The following is a 17,934-nucleotide window of genomic DNA, read 5'->3' as shown; positions in this document are numbered from 1 at the left end:
GCACACATGGCTCTAGCGGCATGTCGTACGGGAAACGGAAACCGATACCAGCTATTCGAACTCGTACGTTGTACCTACCTATCATATTTTCTTTGGAAAGAGGGATGCGGATCTGCAGAGCATGCATTGTATTGCGCTGTAGAGAGCGTTCTTGAGGCGAGTGCTGAGGCTGCGGAGAAGACTGGCGATTGGTTATTGTCCACTGAAGCAGCAACTCTCGTGGAGGTTGTGTTGCAGACGTTCGACGATCAGATCTCCTCTGTCAACGGAAAAGCGTATATCAAGTGCAGAGCGAAGCTAGACCATTTGATGCGGGTGGATATCCCTCGACAATTTGAGTCCGCGCCAACGTGCGAATTGCCTTAACGCTGTTTGCGGCTTCAAGTTGAAAGAATGAAATCGATTTTCGGATAGGAGATGATGGATCTATGCGTACAGTTCTCTGCTATGGCGACTCAAACACTTACGGCACTAAGCCGATGACATCTATCGCCGACGATTTTGTACGCTTTGATCGCGAGACGCGATGGCCCGGAGTTTTGCGAAAGCAACTGGGTGATCAATGGGAGGTAATCGAGGAGGGCCTTGCTAGCAGGACGACAGTTCATGACGATCCTATTGAGGGTGCTCACAAGAACGGAGCGCGTTTTCTGCAAGCATGTCTTGAAAGTCATGCACCCATCGACCTAGTGATTCTGATGCTTGGTACTAATGATTTAAAGACCCGGTTCGGTGTAACTGGGGCAGATATCGGGTACTCACTAGCTGCTTTGCTTGCGGTTATCGGCAGAAGTAACGTCGGACCCGAAGGGCGTCAGCCGCAGGCGCTGGTCTTGGCGCCGCCAGTGATCCGTGAGGTCGGATTTCTTGGTGAGATCTTCGAGGGTGGTTCGACCAAGTCTCTTGCACTTGCGCGAGGGATGGCTAAGTCGGCGTCGGATGCGGGCGCTGCATTTTTGGATGCTAGCCAAGTGGTGCAGGTGAGTGACATTGATGGCGTGCATTTGGATGCTGAGGGACATTTCAAGCTTGGCACGCATGTTGCCGAGAAACTTTCCTGTATGTCATTCAGATAGAAAATGTACTGGATGCGGCCAATGAGCAGAAGTTATCTATCGCCCAGGTCGCGCCGACAACGCGCAGTTCTTGATGGCGTTTGTCTCAGAGGACCTTTTGCACGCTATTACAACTAAACTTCGCGATGTGGCATAGTGCGGTCAATTACCTTCATAAAGGAAACCTCACTCTATGGCCACGCTCGAATCTATTCAGGCGCGAATTGCAAAGCTTCAAGCCCAGGCAGAAGCAATCGTTGCGAACAAGTCGACGGTAGTGCTGAATAAAATCCGCGATCTGATGGCCAAGCACGGTATCACCGTTGCTGACGTTGAGGCTCACGCTGGCAAGCGACGCGGCCGCAAAGCGCAATCAGGCGCTGCAGCAGGGAAGAGCGCCGCGGTGGCGAAATACGCGGACCCAAAGACGGGCGCAACCTGGACGGGACACGGACGGGCACCGGCGTGGATTGCGAATGCCAAGGACCGAAGCAAGTTTCTTGTGGATGGTCCAGTTACCGCGAGCAGTGGTGTGGTGAAGGCGTCGGCGAAGAAGGGCAATTACGTGCGTGGCCCGCAGCCAGCCGTCTATCAAGACCCGAAATCCGGCGCAACGTGGAGTGGTCGGGGGCGCGCACCTGCATGGATCGCGAGCGCCAAAGACCGTACACGTTATCTGATTGCTAATCCGGGGAGCGCGGAAGAGCAATCGAAGCCTGCAAAGAAGGCAGCGTCCGCGAAGAAGGCCGCGCCTGTAAAGAAGGCAGTAACGACAAAGAAGTCAGCGTTAGCCACGAAGTCGCCTATGAAAAAGGCTGCGCAAAAGAAAGCAAATGCGCCTGTGAAGAAAGCTGCGGCAAAGAAAGCGGTCGTCACAGAAGCGGCGAACACAGAAGTCGCTGGCGCCTTCGCAGCGGAAACGCAAGCTCCACCGGCTGCCGGCTAAGCGCATGGCCCTGTGAGGCAAGCGACGCGCAATTCGAGGTCACTCCAGAAAAGAAAAAGCCCGCACTCGGCGGGCTGAATCCAATCCTAGGTGGATAAGGAGGAGACAGTTCAAACTCTACCTCGATTTTTGTTGCGTCGCAACATGCGACATATATATTTGAGGCCAATGACGCTCGACTATCGTCGAGTACGATGGCGAAGCCATCTACGGTCCCGGCTGGTGGGCCAATGAAATGTCCCGTCAGCGGATTCTAGAGCGCGCAGGTGCCCAGTATCTGCCATTCTTTGATTGGAGGCGTGAGGACTACGACGTCATTCGATAATTTCTTGCATGCAGCAAACATTGGCCGCTTCCAGACTTCGAACTATTCCACGGCTTTTCGGAAGCTTGCTTGCCTCTACGACCGCGCCAAGTACGGGTGGGAATAATATCGGTAGAGGTAACCCGTCGCTTCAACGGGAGAGGCTGAGAGTGAGTTGACGCAAACTTCTGGCAGCGGCCGATAGAAAGTGCTTGAAAGCATCCCCAAACCTTTCGCGACAATACTGAGGCATCGGGGATGCTTACGCAATGTTTGAGTGCCTACGCCGTCACTCAAACGGCTCGCAGCTTGGGCTTTGAAACAGACGGTGGCGACTGGCGCCCGATACCCCTGGCTGCGGTACTGACGCCAGACAGCGTCAAGCCGAAGGTCAAGTTATCGATGTCTTGCTGAGTGAGGCATAGGTCTCTGGCGATATCCGTTCGACTCACTCCTTCATTCCGAAGCGAGTCAAATACTTTTCTCAGTACCTGTGACGACTCGGGTGCCATTGGGTTGGGCTCGGTCGTCCTGTAACCATGCTTACCTATCTGAATACAGAGATTGCGATAGGTCCACTCAGTGAACAAGCCTAGCTGGTTCATTCTGAAGGCAAGCGCGGAGAGTGAGACTCCCCAGATGCGCTTCATGTCGATTAGCTTCCCCATCGTCGCGAGTCCAGAGCGATGGGCCGTAATCGTGTTCTTGGGCATAAGGAAGGCGCCGGCAAATGCATTTGCTTCCTTTTCCATCTCTGGACTGTGGGCGTCACCATGCAACATGCTGTGCCTATCGCGTACCAGGTGGCCGAGTTCGTGAGCTGCGTCGAACCGGCTATGCTCTGCCGTCTTGAAGGTATTCAGAAAGACGAATGGGCGCCCGGAGTGCCACACGCTAAATGCGTCCACTTCCTTCGCTTCGATTGCCAGCGAGTAGACGCGAATGCCCTTGAGCTCAAGGAGGTGCGTCAGGTTGTTGACGGGCGCTTCGCCGATGCCCCACATCCGCCGCAATGTTGCGGCCGCGTCTTCGGGCGAAAGGTCGCTCAAATCGGGAAGATCTGCCTCGGGGAGTCGGAAGCGCTCTTCAATCCACTCATTGAGCAGGAACGCAGTTGTTCCTGCTCCGAGAGCTGTGCGCTTCAACGTCGCGGACATCTTCGACATCGAGCGGAAACTCGCCGTATGCTCGTCAATCACCGGCAAGTCGTCCCCGAAGAAAAACTCTTCGGGGAACTGCAACAACGTACTGATTTGCGAGAGGCGCTCCGGCTCCGGAGCGTACTCGCCAGACTCGTACCCTTGCACGGACCGAACCTGCACGCCTAGCTCGTTCGCCAAGCGCGCCTTGGTCCAGCCTCGGCGCATGCGGGCAAATTCCAATCGTGAGGGGTTCAGGTTCATCGTGTATGTGTTTCTTTAACTTGCGTGTCGACGCTCCACTGGAACTTCGACGGGTGCCGGTGCCACAGGTGCGTCAACGATGGCATCGTATTCACCATCCGGATGAATGGCGCCGAGGATGATGCGCTCGGACCATCCAACAATCTTCTTGCGCTCGAATCGCGAAGGCAACGAAAGCTCAGCCCGCAATTCGGTTCGACCGTGTTGGTCTACGCCAACGTGGTACAGCAAAACCCACATTTGTGTGCCGTTCTTCGCGCGCTCAAGCTTGGAAAGCGCCGCAGTCTCGAACAACTCGTAGTTTGCCGAGACGGCTTGCTTGAGCACTGTTCCCTTTTGACTCTGATTGGTCGGGGAACCATTCACGAGTCCGGTGTCAGTGTCGCCGGTCATCACCAGGATAGCGACCGATTTATCCGGAGACAAGATAAACGGGCAGTTCTGGGGGTCTTTCTTAACCCACTCGCGCGCAATCAAGGCCGTCCGGAGCGCGAACACCGCTTCATGCCAGTGGAACGTACCTGCTGCGGTCGTCGGGTACGCGGGCGTGATTTCAATCCGCGCTCGGTAGCCGTGCTCGTTAGCGTCACGGAACAAGGCCTCATCCAAGCTGGGATGCAGCTCCTGCAGTCGCTCCGACACCATCGAAGGCTCATGGACAACCTCGCCGCGAGGTTGTGCCGGTACTGACATCCCATCAAGAAATTCGGACAATGTTGCCTCCAAGGGCAGTTGACTTCCGGTTATTCTACCTCAATCCGAGGTTGAAAAACCGGAAGTTAAGAGGCTGGCATGCGATGGGGTTGACTGTATGGATATACAGTATATGCGCCAACTCTCAGGAAATCCACTCGCGCGCTTTGAACGGCCAACGCTGCCAGCACGCTGATGGGCATGCGCAGATGCTGGCGAGCATCCACGGTACGTTCCGACGCCAATCGATACAATCCAGCCTCATCCGTTGCGCTGCGCAGCGGACCTTAACTTTTGCTACTGAGAAATGAACCGCGTCTGTTCCTCTTGCTTCGCTGACGAAGACCTGCGTGCCTGGATTCGAAATGAGGGTGGCCGACGCGGCTGCTGCGCATGTAGTCGATTCGATTCGCCTACGGCAGACTTCGATAAATTAACGCAGCGCATCGAGGAATGTATTCGGCGCTACTACGGTCGAGCCGTCGACCAGCTTGGTTACTGTTCGGCCGAAGGCGGCTACCTGGGCCAGCACTGGGGCTCTTGGGACATGTTGGCGAAGATTGATCTCATATTGCCTAGAGACCACAATGGACGGCTGTTCAACGCAATCGCGTACTCTATGGTGGATGAAGAGTGGTGCGATTACGATGTGGGCGGACTCGACTTGGATGATGCACTTCGGTCGAGCTGGGAGCGGTTTTGCGAGACCGTAAAGCACGAGCGACGCTTCTTCTTCCATGCGACGGGCCATGATGACCGAGACTCACTCACACCGGCATCACTTCTGAGCCATATCGCGGGCGTCAGCGAAAATATCGGCTTGATTCAAGAAATACCTGTGGGGACCTCGTTGTGGCGAGCACGTACAGATCTTAAAAAGGGCAAGAGGTTTGGTGCGACTGACTTCGGACCGCCGCCAGTCGAATACGCCTTGCAGAGCAATCGCATGAACCCGGCAGGGATTCCGATGTTGTATCTTGCATCGACTATTGCGACGGCGCTCAAAGAAACGAGGGCAGTGAAGGCAAAGGTCGGGCGTTGGCGAACGAGTCGTCCACTTCGCGTGTTAGACCTTCGCACACTACCACCCGTACCTAGCATATTCTCTGATGTGTATCGGGCGCAGCGACTCACGGTCAGCTTTTTGCACAGCTTTGCAACTGACATCATGAAACCGGTAGAGAGAGACCAGCGCGTTCATGTCGACTACTTGCCGTCACAGGTTGTCACCGAATTCGTCCGGGACTATGAGTTTCAGGATGGCACCGTAGACGGAATCGCATATGCGAGTACGGTTCATCCGCACGGTTGGAATATTGCTCTATTCTTGGGGCCCGTCGACCTAGGCTTGGAAGAGCCATCGTGGGGGCCTAAGCCGTCGCCAAGCCTGACCTTCGAGGGCGATAGGTGGGCGACATCGGCATAGCCCTTAAGCCATTAGCAGTAGTGCAACTTTCGGGGATGACCTTGCAGATTACCAATGAATGGCTCCGTGCCAATGCTACGCGCAACGGTGGGTATACGAAGGCGCAACTTGAACTGGTCGGTGTCGAGTGGCCACCTGCCAACGGATGGAAAAAGGAGGTCCTGGGGCGCGAAATTGACGGAGCGATTGCCTCTGAGTTTGAGGCCATCTCTCAATCCACCTTCGTCGATGCTTGATGAAATATGGCGACGGCCAGCGTGCCTCGCCGGCTATTTTCATGCCTTTATGGAAGGGACTAGTCAGCTCTCTGGGGGAGGTGCGCCGTTCAACTCCGTATGCAGTTGCGCGAAGTGATGATCTGCGCCCCATGCTTGCGCGGCGGTAAAGGCAACAAGTCGTTGTTGATGGCTGCTTAGTTCGTTGTCTGGCTTATACGCGAGGTCATGGCTCGCCTCGCTCCAGGCGTGCTGAAAGAGTGTCTTGATTTGAAGTTCAAAAAACTTTGGCAGCGTCGAAGTGTCGGCATCGTCGGGAACAACGTCTGCGGGCACTGACAGGATGAAATGCTTGCCGATGTAGCCGAAACTGCTCTCCTGGTCTGGGACGACATCCCTCTTTTCGATTCGCGTGAAGTATTTTTCGACGATGCCTGAGACAACATCGACATCTTGCTTGTAGAAGACGACAACGCGAACACCAACGAGGTCCTGTACCTGCTCGAACGGGTGCTCGTACTTTAAAGTCCCATCTTCTCTGACCTTTACTGCCTTGTCCGCGAAGCGCTCGGGCGCCTTGGCCCGCGCGCTAATTCGGTCGATGTGCTGTATCCCGTCGAGGTGGTCGCGGAGCAGCGCCTCGAGTCTGCCAGCCAATGGTCGAAGCAGCGCGTCGTAGCGGGCTGTGTATTCGGCGAGCGCTTCGTCCTTAGTCATTTAGTGGTCTTCAACTTTTGGTCGACGATTTCACCAGTCGTCGAAAACGTCTCGCCGACCCGCCGCCTCTGTCTCTCGTAAATCTCGTCGAACCTCTCAGCAGGTGCCGTGAGGATAGCACCGTTATTCAACTCAACCTGTTTATAGGCCAGGTGTTGAGCGAACTCCGCAGGATCGAACCGAAATTTGTCGTCCGCAAGCCGCGGCGGGTCAATGCACCTCAGTACCAGCTCGGTCGTTGCTGCCGAGAAGTGAAAATGCTCACAGAATTGAGCGATGGAGAGCGACCGGCGAGCAGGAATTCCTCCCGCAAGCTGTGCCGCTGCGGTTATCTCCTGTTTTGCGTTGCCATCATCAGTTTGGGACAAAGCCTTCTTGAGCGTCCTGGCCAGGCGCTTCGTCCCGAGGGCCGGAGTCGTCGCTTCTTCGGCCTCAAGAAACGAGACGATCCAGTAGTCCGCAACGCTGCGGCTCCCATGGTTGAGCTGACGGTCGACGATATGTCCGCCCCACAGCTGATCTGGCCGGCCGCTTGCATGGAACGCTGCTGCCTTGTACGAGTGCGCGCTCTTGAGGAACACCTGCTCGACAAATTGGACAGTGAGTTCGGCTTCTCTGCGTTCGGCCACAACACCTTCATCCGCTGGGAAGCGCGAGATTAGGATGCGCGTTCCGTCGTCCTCATCGCCTAGACAGATGAACATGAGGCCCATACCCGAGTTACCGCCCGTCGTCTTCTGGAGGCGCAGGGCGAGGGGCGCGGCGGACTCGACTGAGGGGGCGTCTAACAAAGCGATTAACTCGCTGCGGACGGGATTCGTCTGGTCTTCGTTGTCGGCTCTAAATTTGATGGGGACGTGGCAGTCTTCTGGCGCGTTCGCATACAGGCGACTCAGCATGCGGACGAGTTTGTTGTCTTCGTCTACTGGTATTTCGGTCCCGGGTGCGAGAGGATCGTCTGGACTGCTTCGTTTCGGATAAGTCAAAAAACTGTAGATCGCCTCCAGTGCCATTTTCTTTTTCCCCGTTCGTTCACTTGGTTATAGTCGAATGCGTACGTTCTTTACGTCAATTTATCAAACAATTAGACAAATTTTTGCGTCCACTCAATCTGTCAAATTGAACGTTCGAGTTGGCGTTCGCCATGTCGGACCTTGGCCTCGTTAAATTTAGGCTCAACGTCATGTACGCATAGTTATGCATGCGGCATAAACAGTGGCGTTGGGCGTTTGCTCCTTAAAGATTCTACTCGCTTTGAAAATGCTCAAAAGCGTGAGGTCTCGGTACTCTGCTCTGTATCGCACAGTAGGGGCTGCGGAGCATCGAACTGCTACCTTTCTTCGAGATGTGTCAGCAAACGAGACTCGATAAAAGAGCACAAGCTGCTGTCCGCCCCCACTGCTGACACGGATTGTTCTTTTTGCCGGCCAGGAGAGGCGTGCCTTGAAGTGGGCGAGCGACGCACTAACTTGGCCTCGAGGGAATGTGCGATCGGGGCTGGACGTGGATGCGGGGAGACTTGTTCCAATATCGCGACTTTTAGGTGGGACGGAGTTACTGACGTAGGCGGGTAAAGTCAGCGTGGGTCTGTGCAGTGATGGTATGGCGGGAGAATGTTCAGTAGCTCTGTTACGATGGTCAGGCATATGAATCCACTACTGAGAAAATTGATCGTTTTCGCGAGAAGAGAGCAATAATGTTTCTTTATCCTTATAAACAACTGCTTGATAGCGCTGCGTGGACATTGCAACAAGGCTTGGACGGGTATGGTGTTAAGGCCGGGATGTTTGATCGGACGGCACAGGGAGATATGTCGCCATTCTTCTCTTCCGTATTGAGCCACCACGAGTATTTCTTTGACGTTCTGCGAGGCATCTCAGTTCTTCTGATGATGCTTCTGATTGTCGCCGGATACGTACTCGCAAGAAAGAAGGGTGTTCTTGCTGTTCTGGTAATTAGTGTAATACCCGGGGTGTTGAGCATGGTGTCCCTATGGCCTGCGACCACTCTGCTGCCTGATACGTATGTGGAGGGCGGTCATGGCGTCATGGGAAGTGGTTGGGGTATGGGTGTGCTTGTCGCGATCGGAATGCTCAGCGGTTGGTGCTTGATGTTAATACTGGTCGATTTGCGTCGACTGGACGAAAAATTCTGGCATGTCTACGACCATGTATGGGTCATTGCTGGCTTGCTGGCCGCAGTTATCTTTGTTGCCGACACGCAAGTGAATTTTCATAAGCAAAAGCTTGATGAGGATTCTCATACGACGCAGGCGGCCAGTGCATATCTGGCAAAGCAGGCTGTAGGCTACGTACGATGGTGTCGAGAAAACGATATGACGGCTATCGTATCCTGCAGATGGGCCTCGCTTGTTCAGCAAAGGCTCCTTGACTACTCGACGCAACACACGCTGCTCTATCAGGAGTTCGGCCCACAGAATTCTGCGAAAATTTACGCGTGGCCTGCAAAGGCGGCCTCACCAGAGGAAATCGAGGCGATTCGGACCGAAATCGCGGCATATAACGAAAAAACTTGCCCAATCATTCACTTGGGCGGGGCATTTAGTCGTACAGCGTCGCCTTCTCCTGAGTGCTTGGCTACACCACCTCAGTATGGCTCCGCATTTCCTGACCCCTTCGGTGGCAGGCAGACACAGGGGGATCTGGGAATTCCCGTTGCACTCGATATAGAAAGTATTGTGCCAACACTTGTTCGTCTACGAGATAGTCAGGAAAGAATGCAGGCTAAGGTCGACGCGGACACTCACACGAAATACGTTCGCTGGCTTTATTACTTGTTTTTCTCTGTCATCGTTGGCGGAAAAGTCGCTGGGTCAACTGTAAAACTAGATAAACTTGACAAACGAGAGGCCGTGGAACGTAGACGCAGTTGCCATTTCGTTCGTCGAGTTGCCTGCCTCTCATTGCGCTTTGTGCAGACTCTGCTGCGCCTGGTGACGTTGATTGTTTTAAAAATCCTTAAGTTTTTTTCGCGCAAGACTTCGAGTAAGCGGGGTTAGTGAACATCGGTGGGCATAAAGTGATCAAACAGCGGCGCGCTTGCCGCGCCGCGCAACGGACACAGAGGCTGTTCGTAAACTTGTTGAGCGGCAGCCAGTAGGTTTTCGTGTTGCGTCTCTTGTTAGTCACTGTCCTTCATTCCACTATTTTTGAGATTCTCCATAAAATCCGCGAATTGAGGGCGAAACACTTCAAAAAGTGGATGGCTTTTATTTTCGAGCATACCCGCGCGGTAAGGCGTCAGATGACGATGTTGTGTACTAGCCATCACGAGATGGCGCAAACGGTGAAGACCGCTTCATACTTTATGGGCTCGAAGGTACACACATGTCCGTTTTGGAGGCAAACGAGAAGCTGGCCTCGACTTACAGTGAAGCCCGCGGCCTCCACAAGCTAGACAAGGGGTGCAAGGTCACTGGGCAATATCAGTGAGCGCTATCGCCGGTTTGGCCAGCAGACGGATCACCGAACAAGGCCGGTAATTCGCGCTGAAGCCTGGCGGTTAGCTCATGGTCGGGGAAACGGGCAATTGCCGACGTCCAAACCTCCGCCGTCGTCGCTAGGTCACCGCTATTCAAGTGAGCACCTCGAGCCGCTGGTCCGTTTTGCCGCGGTTGAATGACTGCATCGCGCGACTGATCGAACAGCACCCGGAGGCTGGACTGGTTCTTGAGGATGGAGAAGAAGCGCTCAACGACGTGGCGCTCTCTTGGACTGTGACTCAGCCCATCGTCACCGCTGCGCAACCTACTCACGGCGCAGCGTGCTGGCGAACGACTCGAGAGAGACCGGCAGGAACTGCACGTCACCCACAGCGGGCTGGTGCAGTTCTATCCATTCCGCTGAAGGGGCGCGACGCGCCTGACTAGCTGTCAACGCTCCCGAGCAGGAACTCTCCATCGTCTGGCTCACGCTTCACCCGCCGGGGGCTGCCCGTGGCGGCAGGGAGCTCAGCAAACTCGCCAGCAGACGGGATCTGAACGGCAGGTGTTCGGCTGGATGGGGTCCGGACGGCCGGGGGCTGAGCGGATGGGGTCTCAACCGTCGGAAATGTAGGCAAGATCCGAACGCGCTCCATCTGAAGCAGCAACGCCTGGAGCGACTCTGGCGAGAAGCTCAGTGTTGCGTCCCGTTGCAGCCGGGACTTGACCAACTGCGGGATGATTTGCCGGCGTCGCGGCGCCCGGGGCATGCCGCCCCATCGAAGCACGTCGGGCTCGCCGGGATACCGTCCGTAGAAGCTGGTGAACGCGCCCGCCCAGCCTTTGCCTGCACCGAGCGCCTGGACCTTGTGAAAGGCCTCAGGATCAGCCTCGAGAAGCGAGTCGCCGAGTAGCGAGGCCGCTTCCTGCAGCAGGTTGACCCCCTCAGTGAAGATCGGCCAGCCGTTGGACAAGCTCTCTCGCAAGAGCTTGAGCGGGTTGAACTCCTCCGTGTGCGTGCGGCGGCTATCGCGCAATAGCCGGGCGCAGTGCACGATGGCGGTATCGGGAAGCCAGCGGAAGTTGCGCGACAGGTTCTCGAACCAATCCAGGGGGACCTGGTCCGCCGCATTGACCCGCAGCAGGTAGTAGGCAGCGGCCACCGCGCCGACCGGATCGGCGAACTTGGAGCGGAGAAGTTCCCGCGCGACGTTCACCGGATCGGCGACGGCGTTCATCGACCGGATCGCGTCACGCGACAGGAACTCGAGGAGCGTCTCCGCCCCGGAGCGGAAGCCGGTCACGACGACCTTGAGTTCATCCGCGCGCGGGTCGCTCGAATCCTTGGGCGTGATGAGCACGCGCGCGCGCCCGTTCCCGGGCAGTGCGACAAAGCGCCAAGTGACCTTGGAGCCCCCAATCTGCATCAGCCAATTCGACGCGTCCAGCTGTAGGTCCATCTGCCAGGCCGAGCGGCTGTGGCGTTTCTCCACAGGTTCCACGGACACCCGGCTCCACTCGCCATTCTGGAGCTTCCACAATCGCAGCCACACCCTTGAGAACTCGTCCATGCCGAGATCCAGGTCAGCTTGCGGACTGGCAAGACGACTGCGCGGGTTGAGCTTGGGGATGGCCCAGGCTGACCATTCATTGGCCTGTGCATACGCAGGCTTAAAGACCACGGGGTAGTCGCCCAAGGCCGAATTCGAGGGGGCGCTCATGTCTACGCGTTGCGTCACGGTACGCCCGGACGGCCAAGTCAGGCGTACGAAGGCCAGTTCGACCTCGTCGGGGACGCTCAACTTGACCGATTTACGAACCCGTGTGGAGGCGACAGCCAGCACGGCACCTTCGGCGTCCAGCACTTTCATCGGCAGCACTGCGCCCTGGTCCTCGTGTTGATCGCGTAGGCGATCATCAGTCGGGTAGTCTAGGGTGACGACGATGTGCTTCATGGCTGCGACTTCATCGTGAACAGGTACATCGGGGGCGCCAACTCCTCGTCGGCGTGCAGGAGGTGAGGCAGTGCGCCAGCAGGATCCAGCGCGCCGACATCGTAGATGCCACGAGGAAGCTCCACCTTGAAGATTTGATCCAGCAGCGTCTGTGCGACCCGGTTGTTGCCCGTGGATGACTGCAGGTACATCTCGTACAGCGCCCGTCGCTGGCTCGGCGCGAGGTCCAACCGAACCTTCACCATGGGGACGAACGCTCGCCGCATGAGGGGCACTACCGGGCCGGTGACCCGTTGCTCAGAGACCTGTTTGTTGTTGCCGGTATCGGCCTGGTCTGGCTCGTTCTGCGCGAGCAGGGTGCGCACCGCTACCGACAGGTTGTCGCCGTCGACCGTCCAGGTCTGCTGGCCCGGGTCCTTGGTGCCGCAGTAGCCCGACAACGCGCAGATGAGTGCAGACGTGAATCTGGACACAGTAGGCCCCAGCGGCGCGAAGGCGAGTTGGCCTTCGCCGGTCGCATGGATCTCGGTGACATGCTTGCGCGATACGTCCGTCCCGAGGTCTGCCGGCAGCAGCGGTGGCGGCTGCGCCCCGAGGGTCATGGCCAGGGCGCGCGGGATGTTGCGGCAGGCGTCGATGAAGAAGAAGACCGACCCTTGGATCTCTCGTTCAACGGCGCGGACTGTCAGCGAGACGTTAAAGGCCTTCGTCCAGGGCTGCGCGGAGTGGCCAAACTCCTGCGCGAGCAGGTAGTGGTCGGAGACCATCACGCCGTGGCCGCAGAAATAGAAGATGCCGACGTTGTCGGGGTGGCTCTTGAGGCGAGCCAGCCAGTCCTCGAAGGCCTGCTGGATGGCGTCCTGCGTCGCCGCGGCGAGCGTGATCGGGCCACCCGGCGTGGCAATGACCACTGGCTGCTCGGCGGACGCGAGGCCTTCGATCGAGGCCAGTGGCGCGTCCGGGTTCTCGAACACCCCGGCACCCGCAACCGGCGAAAGGAACCAGTCGATCAGCGCCTTGGCCGAGACCGGCGGGGACTCCAGCTGCTCAAGGCCCATCGGGTCTGCGGCGAGCTTGGCCGTTCCGTTCAGCAGATGGGGGTACTTCCCGACACCAATGGCCAGCACGTGCGTGCCGCCCTTGCCGGCTACCGCGGTGTTCAGCAGGACAGTCACTTGGCGCCAGCTCCGGCCGCGGGATCGATCTCCTTCAGACGCGCAGCCATGCGCTTATAGAAGCTCGGGCGCTCGAAGTAGCCGCCATGCGCGCCCAATGTGCTGTAGCCGGTGTCGTAGCTGAAGTCGGTCACGGAGTCGACGACGGGCTTGAGCTGGTAGCTCAGCACGTCATTGGTGTCGAACACGTTGAGCCAGCGCTTGATCCCCTTGGGGAGAGCGACGTGGTCCTTCTTCGGGTCGCCCGGGATCTTGGGATCGCTAACCTTATAGAGCTTCATCTCTTCGAACAGACCGACCTGGGAGCCCACCGTGATCAGGCAGTCAATGCTCAGGGTCGGGGCGAAGTAGGTCAGGATGTCATAGACGATCTCGCCGCCGAAGCTGTGCGCCACGACGATGAGCTTGTCGTCCTCGGTGCGCTTTGCCTGAGCGTCCTGCAGCGCCTTCAAGACCGTCGTGACGATGGGGCCGGGAGCATCGACCGTGCCGCGGCCGTTCAAGTAGACAAATGCGTCGCCAGCAAAACGGGTGACGGCGTTGTTGAGCTTCTTGCGCAGGAGCAGGCCAGCGAGCCCGGTCGTGACGTCCGGCGCTGCGTTGACCAGGCGGGATGCGCCTTCCTTGAGCGAGTCGAGGATCTTGCTCAGGGGGCCGAAGCTCTGGACCTGGGAAGCCTTGGACTTGCTCACGAGCAGGTCAGCAAAGTTCTTCGGGCCCGCGGTCGCGAGCCAGTCCGGCTGCGGGTTGGCCTCGGCATACGCACTGGCGAGGTCGTACGACTTTGCCAGATACCGCGCCTCGTCCTGCGATTTGGCGCCTGCCATCGCCGAGGCATAGAGCAGATCTACTGCCGCCAATAGATCCGTGTTGGCCAGCGCGACGAGATCCCCGCTCTGATTCGATTCAGCGAGCAGGCCGGCCACCCGGGCACGAGCCTGGGCTTCCTCGTCCACTCCGAAAGACGCGACCTTCGTGGACGATTCCGGGAGCACCGCCATGTTCCAGGCGAACTTGACGCCGAACTCGCCCCAGTACGGGCTGATGACCGTGAGCTTGTCGGAACTCAACCCGAGTGCCGGTGCCACGTACTCGCGTAGAAATCCATCCCGCGCGCTCTCGTTTTCCCGGTAAGCGTCGCCGTCTCGATTGTTGACGCCGTGGACGAACACGATGGGCATGTCGCCCCCCCTTGGTATCGATGTCGCGACCTGGAGTACACCCCGGCCGCAGAGTTATTTTCTGGGAGCATGTTGCCACAGTCTCGAACGCTTAGCAAAACTCCTTGACCGATGGTGTCCGATGGTGCAAAGGCATCGCTAAACTAAAGGATGGCACTTGAAATCTGTTCGTGAGGTGCGCTTAGTTTTCGACCGCCCGACGCCGCCAGCGATGGTGAAGCGTTGACTTGGTTTGGCTCGGTCTCTGGATGCCACTGCTGCAGGGGCACTGTCACGAGCCGCCTGCTATCCACTTCGCCGGGTCGGCGGCAGCCAGGTCGCTGACCATCTGCGCGGGCGCTGGCTCCCGACGAACTGCGCCGCTTTTCAGTTGTTGCGCGAGTGCCTCATGCGCGACCGCGCGATGGTCATCGCGGTAACGGGCAGCAGCCTGGACGCGGTACGCACCGATGGCGTTCAAAGTAGGCCCAATCTTCCGTAGCCCTTTCAACGTCACGTTGATTCGTGCGGCGGCCTCCGACATGCGTCTGTTCAGCAAGATGCTCTCCGCACCAGCGTTTGAATCTCCCCCAACGCCTGCGGCGCCTGCCGATGCTTGCCCGTCACCTAGGAGAGCGTGTCGATGCCAGAACGCCTCGACCTCCTGGAAGCCAGCGGTGATCTGAGCGGTGTCGGGATTGAACACCTTACAGCGTTCACTTTTCAGGAGCATCTCGAGCGACAAGAGCCATCGGTCAACAGGGGCTGGATGGGTAGCGCTGGCTTCCTCGATTCCTCGACCGGATTGTTTGTGGATCATCAGGAAGAGGGCAGTCGATGCTGCCGACCAGACGTATCCCATGTCCAGATTTCCCACGCCATGCAGCATCTCCTTGATGGAGTGCAGGCATTGGAAGGAGACTCCTCCAGCGTACTCGTCTGCCTCCAACTCCATCGCCTGTCTGAGCTTCTGCGCCCGATTCGACCTGGGCACGGCAGGCAACTCCTCATATACGCCGCGCCGAGGGCTGATGGCCTGGAGGTAGTGTGGATGACAGCTCGCAATATGCCCGACCTCATGGTTCGCCAGCACGAAGCACGTGGCGAGCGCCAGGTTTTGCGCGGCAACGTATCGGGTCTCGTCGTGAGGATGCTGAAGCGCTTTCGGGTGTAGGTCGCCACTGCGGATTGCCGCAGCGATCGCCTTATCAGTCGTCTCCTTGGTCGGATCTCCGATATGCGGCATCGCCAGCGGGTCACACATGAAGAAGAACCAGAACTGGTAGATCGCTCGCAGGGCTCCGGAGAAGATCGCAATCAGTTCGTGGTCCCCGCTCCTCGTTGCCAGTGCATTGAATCTCTGGTTATGTATGAAGTCGAGATGGATCAACCCGCGCTCGCCATAGGCACGCCATTGAAGAGACAGCGCGTGTCGTAGCAGCGCGCGGATCTCCTGCAAGCCAGCGCACTCAAATTCGAAGAAGGGCGTGCGATCGAAGGGCGGACCATAGTCCTTGAAGGCTTCCGCAAAAATCTGGTGGATATTCTTATCTGGATCACTCATCTCAATATGGCGATTGGCCGGTTCAGTCCCTGCTCTTCGGGCTTTGACTTCCCGTAGCGCAGCATAGACGGCTATGGCGTACTTGCTTGAGCGCCACTACTCGGCATGCCTCAATGAGTTTCGCGCGCTCGAGCCAGTCACACGCAGTACCGTTGGAGCTGAGCCACATCTGCGCGGATTCGATGAGATGGTCCGTGCGCAGCCATTCGCCAACGAGCGCAAACGCAAAAAGCTGGCCGACCACGAGGAACGTGAGCAACTCTGCTTTCGTCTCGGCATCCAATACCTTCATTCTGCACTCTCATCAACTGGGCGGTCTACTTTCGCCTTTGATGCACGAGGAGGGGCCGGGCAAGCCTCCGCTTGCATGAGCTCCGAAGGATAGAGATTCAGGAACGTCCGAGCCTCGTCCATTGAGCGGCTACCGAGCCAGTTCTCGTAGTCGTTCTGGTGCAGAACGACGACCGAGCGCTTCTCGTCTCCTGGCTTGTGGAAGCGCCGCATGAGCGGATGCTCATCTGAATTCACCGTGAGCATCGTGAACGACAATGCCTTGTCTGCTTCACCCTCATCCCACTCACGCCAGAGGCCGGCAATAGCGAACGGTTCACCAGAGGCCATGTTGATACGCCAGCGTACCGCTTTGCCGCTCTCGTAGTTCGGCTCGTAGAACGCCTCGCATGGAATGAGGCAAAGCTGCTGCCGCTTCCACGCGCCATTGAAGCTGCGCTTTTCGCCGACGGTCTCCGAGCGCGCATTCATCGTGTCGAAGACTCTCACACCAGGAGGGATGTGTTTGCGCGGCACCATCCCAAACGTCGCAACATCGGCGCACTCAGCATCGGACATGCGGCGAATAATCGGTGCCGGATAGTCCTTGTAGACCTCGTCGCGCCAAGGGCTGCTTGGCGGCGCAACGCCAAAATGCCTGAACAACCGGTCGCTCCGTGCCGCTGCGTAATTGGTGCACATACCCATCCCTCCGTTGAGGTAGCTCCATATTGCCTTTCGAGACGCGTTCACGGATACTGTACATCCATACAGTATTTTTTGTCAGGTCATGGAGCCGGTTTGGGAATACAAGTGGGCGGTCTGGGACGAGGTCAAGGCGTGCTTCGTGCCGACGCCGATCTGGTTGACGGACGAGGAGGCCAGGGGGGATTGGTACGCCTACGAGATGTGCGTGTATCGGCTCGACCACACCAAACGTGACCGCATGCACGCTGCCGGCCCTGGTGTTGACCCACCGGATCCTCAGCTGCCGTGGCAACGCGAGCGGCGCATACGCACGGAGCGACGCAGGTATGGGCTGCCGCCGTTCTTTACTCCGCTCGATGCCGAGCTACGGCGGATCTGGAAGCAGCATCCTCAGGAAGACGTTCGGCGCCTCGCCCTGGAAGTGCAGTGCGGGCGCTATGCCATTTCAGAGCTTGAAGCGATGGCCGCCGAGGGATACTGGTATCTGCAGAAGGAGCACGCGACGGTCGCGGATGCTCGCAAGTCGTTGGGGCGATTGCGGAGGCGCCTCATGGAGGAGTTGCAGAGGATCGGACCAATTACATGGCAGAAGCGTAGGTAAAGTTGAGCGCATCGGTCAGCGGCTGGTTCAGGGCGCGTTATGGTGCGAAGGTAACCGTCACGAGTCCGTGAGCCTTCGATGGCCGTCGGCTTAAACCAAAATTCGCGACAAAAAGCCTGTCTTAGTTCAAAAATTGCGACAAAGCACGCGCCTGACCTACTTCAACTCAAAAATTTACGACAGCCCTCGATCTGGATCGCCGACGAGCTTTGCGCTAACGCAGTCGACCGGTCGAATCCGCCACCTACTTCTGCCATTGCGGCGATAGTCGTGTTAGCGGCCGCTTCGATCCGTAGAAGC

General features: G+C 57.6%; 17 protein-coding genes. 6 read left to right on the top strand and 11 right to left on the bottom strand.

Going from position 1 to position 17,934, the window contains the following annotated elements; genetic code table 11:
• Positions 1–428 precede the first annotated feature (428 nt).
• Both U5A67_RS14245 and U5A67_RS14240 read left to right on the top strand, forming a co-directional pair.
• On the top strand, positions 429–1,076 hold the full coding sequence (locus U5A67_RS14245) for an SGNH/GDSL hydrolase family protein (protein ID WP_321815172.1): 648 nt from the start codon (positions 429–431) through the stop codon (positions 1,074–1,076).
• Between the two features lie 172 nt (positions 1,077–1,248).
• On the top strand, positions 1,249–2,001 hold the full coding sequence (locus U5A67_RS14240; protein WP_321815173.1) for an H-NS family nucleoid-associated regulatory protein: 753 nt from the start codon (positions 1,249–1,251) through the stop codon (positions 1,999–2,001).
• A gap of 597 nt (positions 2,002–2,598) precedes the next feature.
• On the opposite strand, the gene U5A67_RS14235 is transcribed toward U5A67_RS14240, so the two are convergent.
• Positions 2,599–3,708: an XRE family transcriptional regulator gene (locus tag U5A67_RS14235; RefSeq protein ID WP_321815174.1), complete on the bottom strand. Its 1,110-nt coding sequence runs from the start codon at positions 3,706–3,708 to the stop codon at positions 2,599–2,601.
• 15 nt (positions 3,709–3,723) lie between these two features.
• A complete protein-coding gene (locus tag U5A67_RS14230) occupies positions 3,724–4,422 on the bottom strand; it encodes a hypothetical protein (RefSeq protein WP_321815175.1) in 699 nt (232 codons plus the stop codon).
• A 286-nt stretch (positions 4,423–4,708) separates the two neighbouring features.
• Between U5A67_RS14230 and U5A67_RS14225 the strand changes: the two genes are divergently transcribed.
• Together U5A67_RS14225 and U5A67_RS14220 are read left to right on the top strand one after the other, a co-directional pair.
• A complete protein-coding gene (locus U5A67_RS14225; RefSeq protein ID WP_321815176.1) occupies positions 4,709–5,827 on the top strand; it encodes a HEPN-associated N-terminal domain-containing protein in 1,119 nt (372 codons plus the stop codon).
• On the top strand, positions 5,809–6,063 hold the full coding sequence (locus U5A67_RS14220; RefSeq protein ID WP_321815177.1) for a hypothetical protein: 255 nt from the start codon (positions 5,809–5,811) through the stop codon (positions 6,061–6,063). Before U5A67_RS14225 ends, U5A67_RS14220 begins: the two co-directional genes overlap by 19 nt.
• Before the next feature lie 63 nt (positions 6,064–6,126).
• Here the strand turns inward: U5A67_RS14220 and U5A67_RS14215 are convergent, their stop codons facing one another.
• Together U5A67_RS14215 and U5A67_RS14210 are read right to left on the bottom strand one after the other, a co-directional pair.
• Positions 6,127–6,759: a hypothetical protein gene (locus U5A67_RS14215; protein ID WP_321815178.1), complete on the bottom strand. Its 633-nt coding sequence runs from the start codon at positions 6,757–6,759 to the stop codon at positions 6,127–6,129.
• Positions 6,756–7,772: a hypothetical protein gene (locus tag U5A67_RS14210; RefSeq protein ID WP_321815179.1), complete on the bottom strand. Its 1,017-nt coding sequence runs from the start codon at positions 7,770–7,772 to the stop codon at positions 6,756–6,758. Before U5A67_RS14210 ends, U5A67_RS14215 begins: the two co-directional genes overlap by 4 nt.
• A gap of 683 nt (positions 7,773–8,455) precedes the next feature.
• Here U5A67_RS14210 and U5A67_RS14205 point away from each other — a divergent pair.
• Complete coding sequence (locus U5A67_RS14205; protein WP_321815180.1) at positions 8,456–9,778, top strand: hypothetical protein; 1,323 nt, start codon at positions 8,456–8,458, stop codon at positions 9,776–9,778.
• Between the two features lie 122 nt (positions 9,779–9,900).
• On the opposite strand, the gene U5A67_RS14200 is transcribed toward U5A67_RS14205, so the two are convergent.
• The 7 genes from U5A67_RS14200 to U5A67_RS14170 all read right to left on the bottom strand — a co-directional run bounded on the left by U5A67_RS14200 (position 9,901) and on the right by U5A67_RS14170 (position 17,027).
• Complete coding sequence (locus tag U5A67_RS14200; protein WP_321959718.1) at positions 9,901–10,002, bottom strand: DUF3861 family protein; 102 nt, start codon at positions 10,000–10,002, stop codon at positions 9,901–9,903.
• 642 nt (positions 10,003–10,644) lie between these two features.
• Positions 10,645–12,156 carry a hypothetical protein gene (locus U5A67_RS14195; RefSeq protein ID WP_321815181.1) on the bottom strand — a complete coding sequence of 504 codons (1,512 nt, stop codon included), beginning with the start codon at positions 12,154–12,156 and terminating at the stop codon, positions 10,645–10,647.
• Positions 12,153–13,331, bottom strand: coding sequence for a caspase family protein (locus U5A67_RS14190; RefSeq protein WP_321815182.1), 1,179 nt, complete (start codon positions 13,329–13,331; stop codon positions 12,153–12,155). Before U5A67_RS14190 ends, U5A67_RS14195 begins: the two co-directional genes overlap by 4 nt.
• Positions 13,328–14,512 carry a hypothetical protein gene (locus U5A67_RS14185; RefSeq protein ID WP_321815183.1) on the bottom strand — a complete coding sequence of 395 codons (1,185 nt, stop codon included), beginning with the start codon at positions 14,510–14,512 and terminating at the stop codon, positions 13,328–13,330. The genes U5A67_RS14190 and U5A67_RS14185 overlap by 4 nt, the downstream gene beginning before the upstream one ends.
• Positions 14,513–14,783: 271 nt before the next feature.
• The gene (locus U5A67_RS14180) at positions 14,784–16,055 is read right to left on the bottom strand and encodes a hypothetical protein (protein WP_321815184.1); all 1,272 of its coding nucleotides are present in this window, start codon (positions 16,053–16,055) and stop codon (positions 14,784–14,786) included.
• A gap of 22 nt (positions 16,056–16,077) precedes the next feature.
• Positions 16,078–16,347 carry a hypothetical protein gene (locus tag U5A67_RS14175; RefSeq protein ID WP_321815185.1) on the bottom strand — a complete coding sequence of 90 codons (270 nt, stop codon included), beginning with the start codon at positions 16,345–16,347 and terminating at the stop codon, positions 16,078–16,080.
• A complete protein-coding gene (locus U5A67_RS14170; protein ID WP_321815186.1) occupies positions 16,344–17,027 on the bottom strand; it encodes an SOS response-associated peptidase in 684 nt (227 codons plus the stop codon). Before U5A67_RS14170 ends, U5A67_RS14175 begins: the two co-directional genes overlap by 4 nt.
• An 88-nt stretch (positions 17,028–17,115) precedes the next feature.
• Between U5A67_RS14170 and U5A67_RS14165 the strand changes: the two genes are divergently transcribed.
• Positions 17,116–17,634: a hypothetical protein gene (locus U5A67_RS14165; RefSeq protein ID WP_321815187.1), complete on the top strand. Its 519-nt coding sequence runs from the start codon at positions 17,116–17,118 to the stop codon at positions 17,632–17,634.
• The last annotated feature ends 300 nt before the right edge of the window (positions 17,635–17,934 follow it).

The sequence above is a fragment of the Paraburkholderia sp. J69-1 genome (assembly GCF_905220255.1).
Lineage (GTDB): Bacteria > Pseudomonadota > Gammaproteobacteria > Burkholderiales > Burkholderiaceae > Paraburkholderia.
The sequence above is the reverse complement of the archived record's forward strand: the minus strand, read 5'-3'. Positions and strand labels throughout refer to the sequence as shown.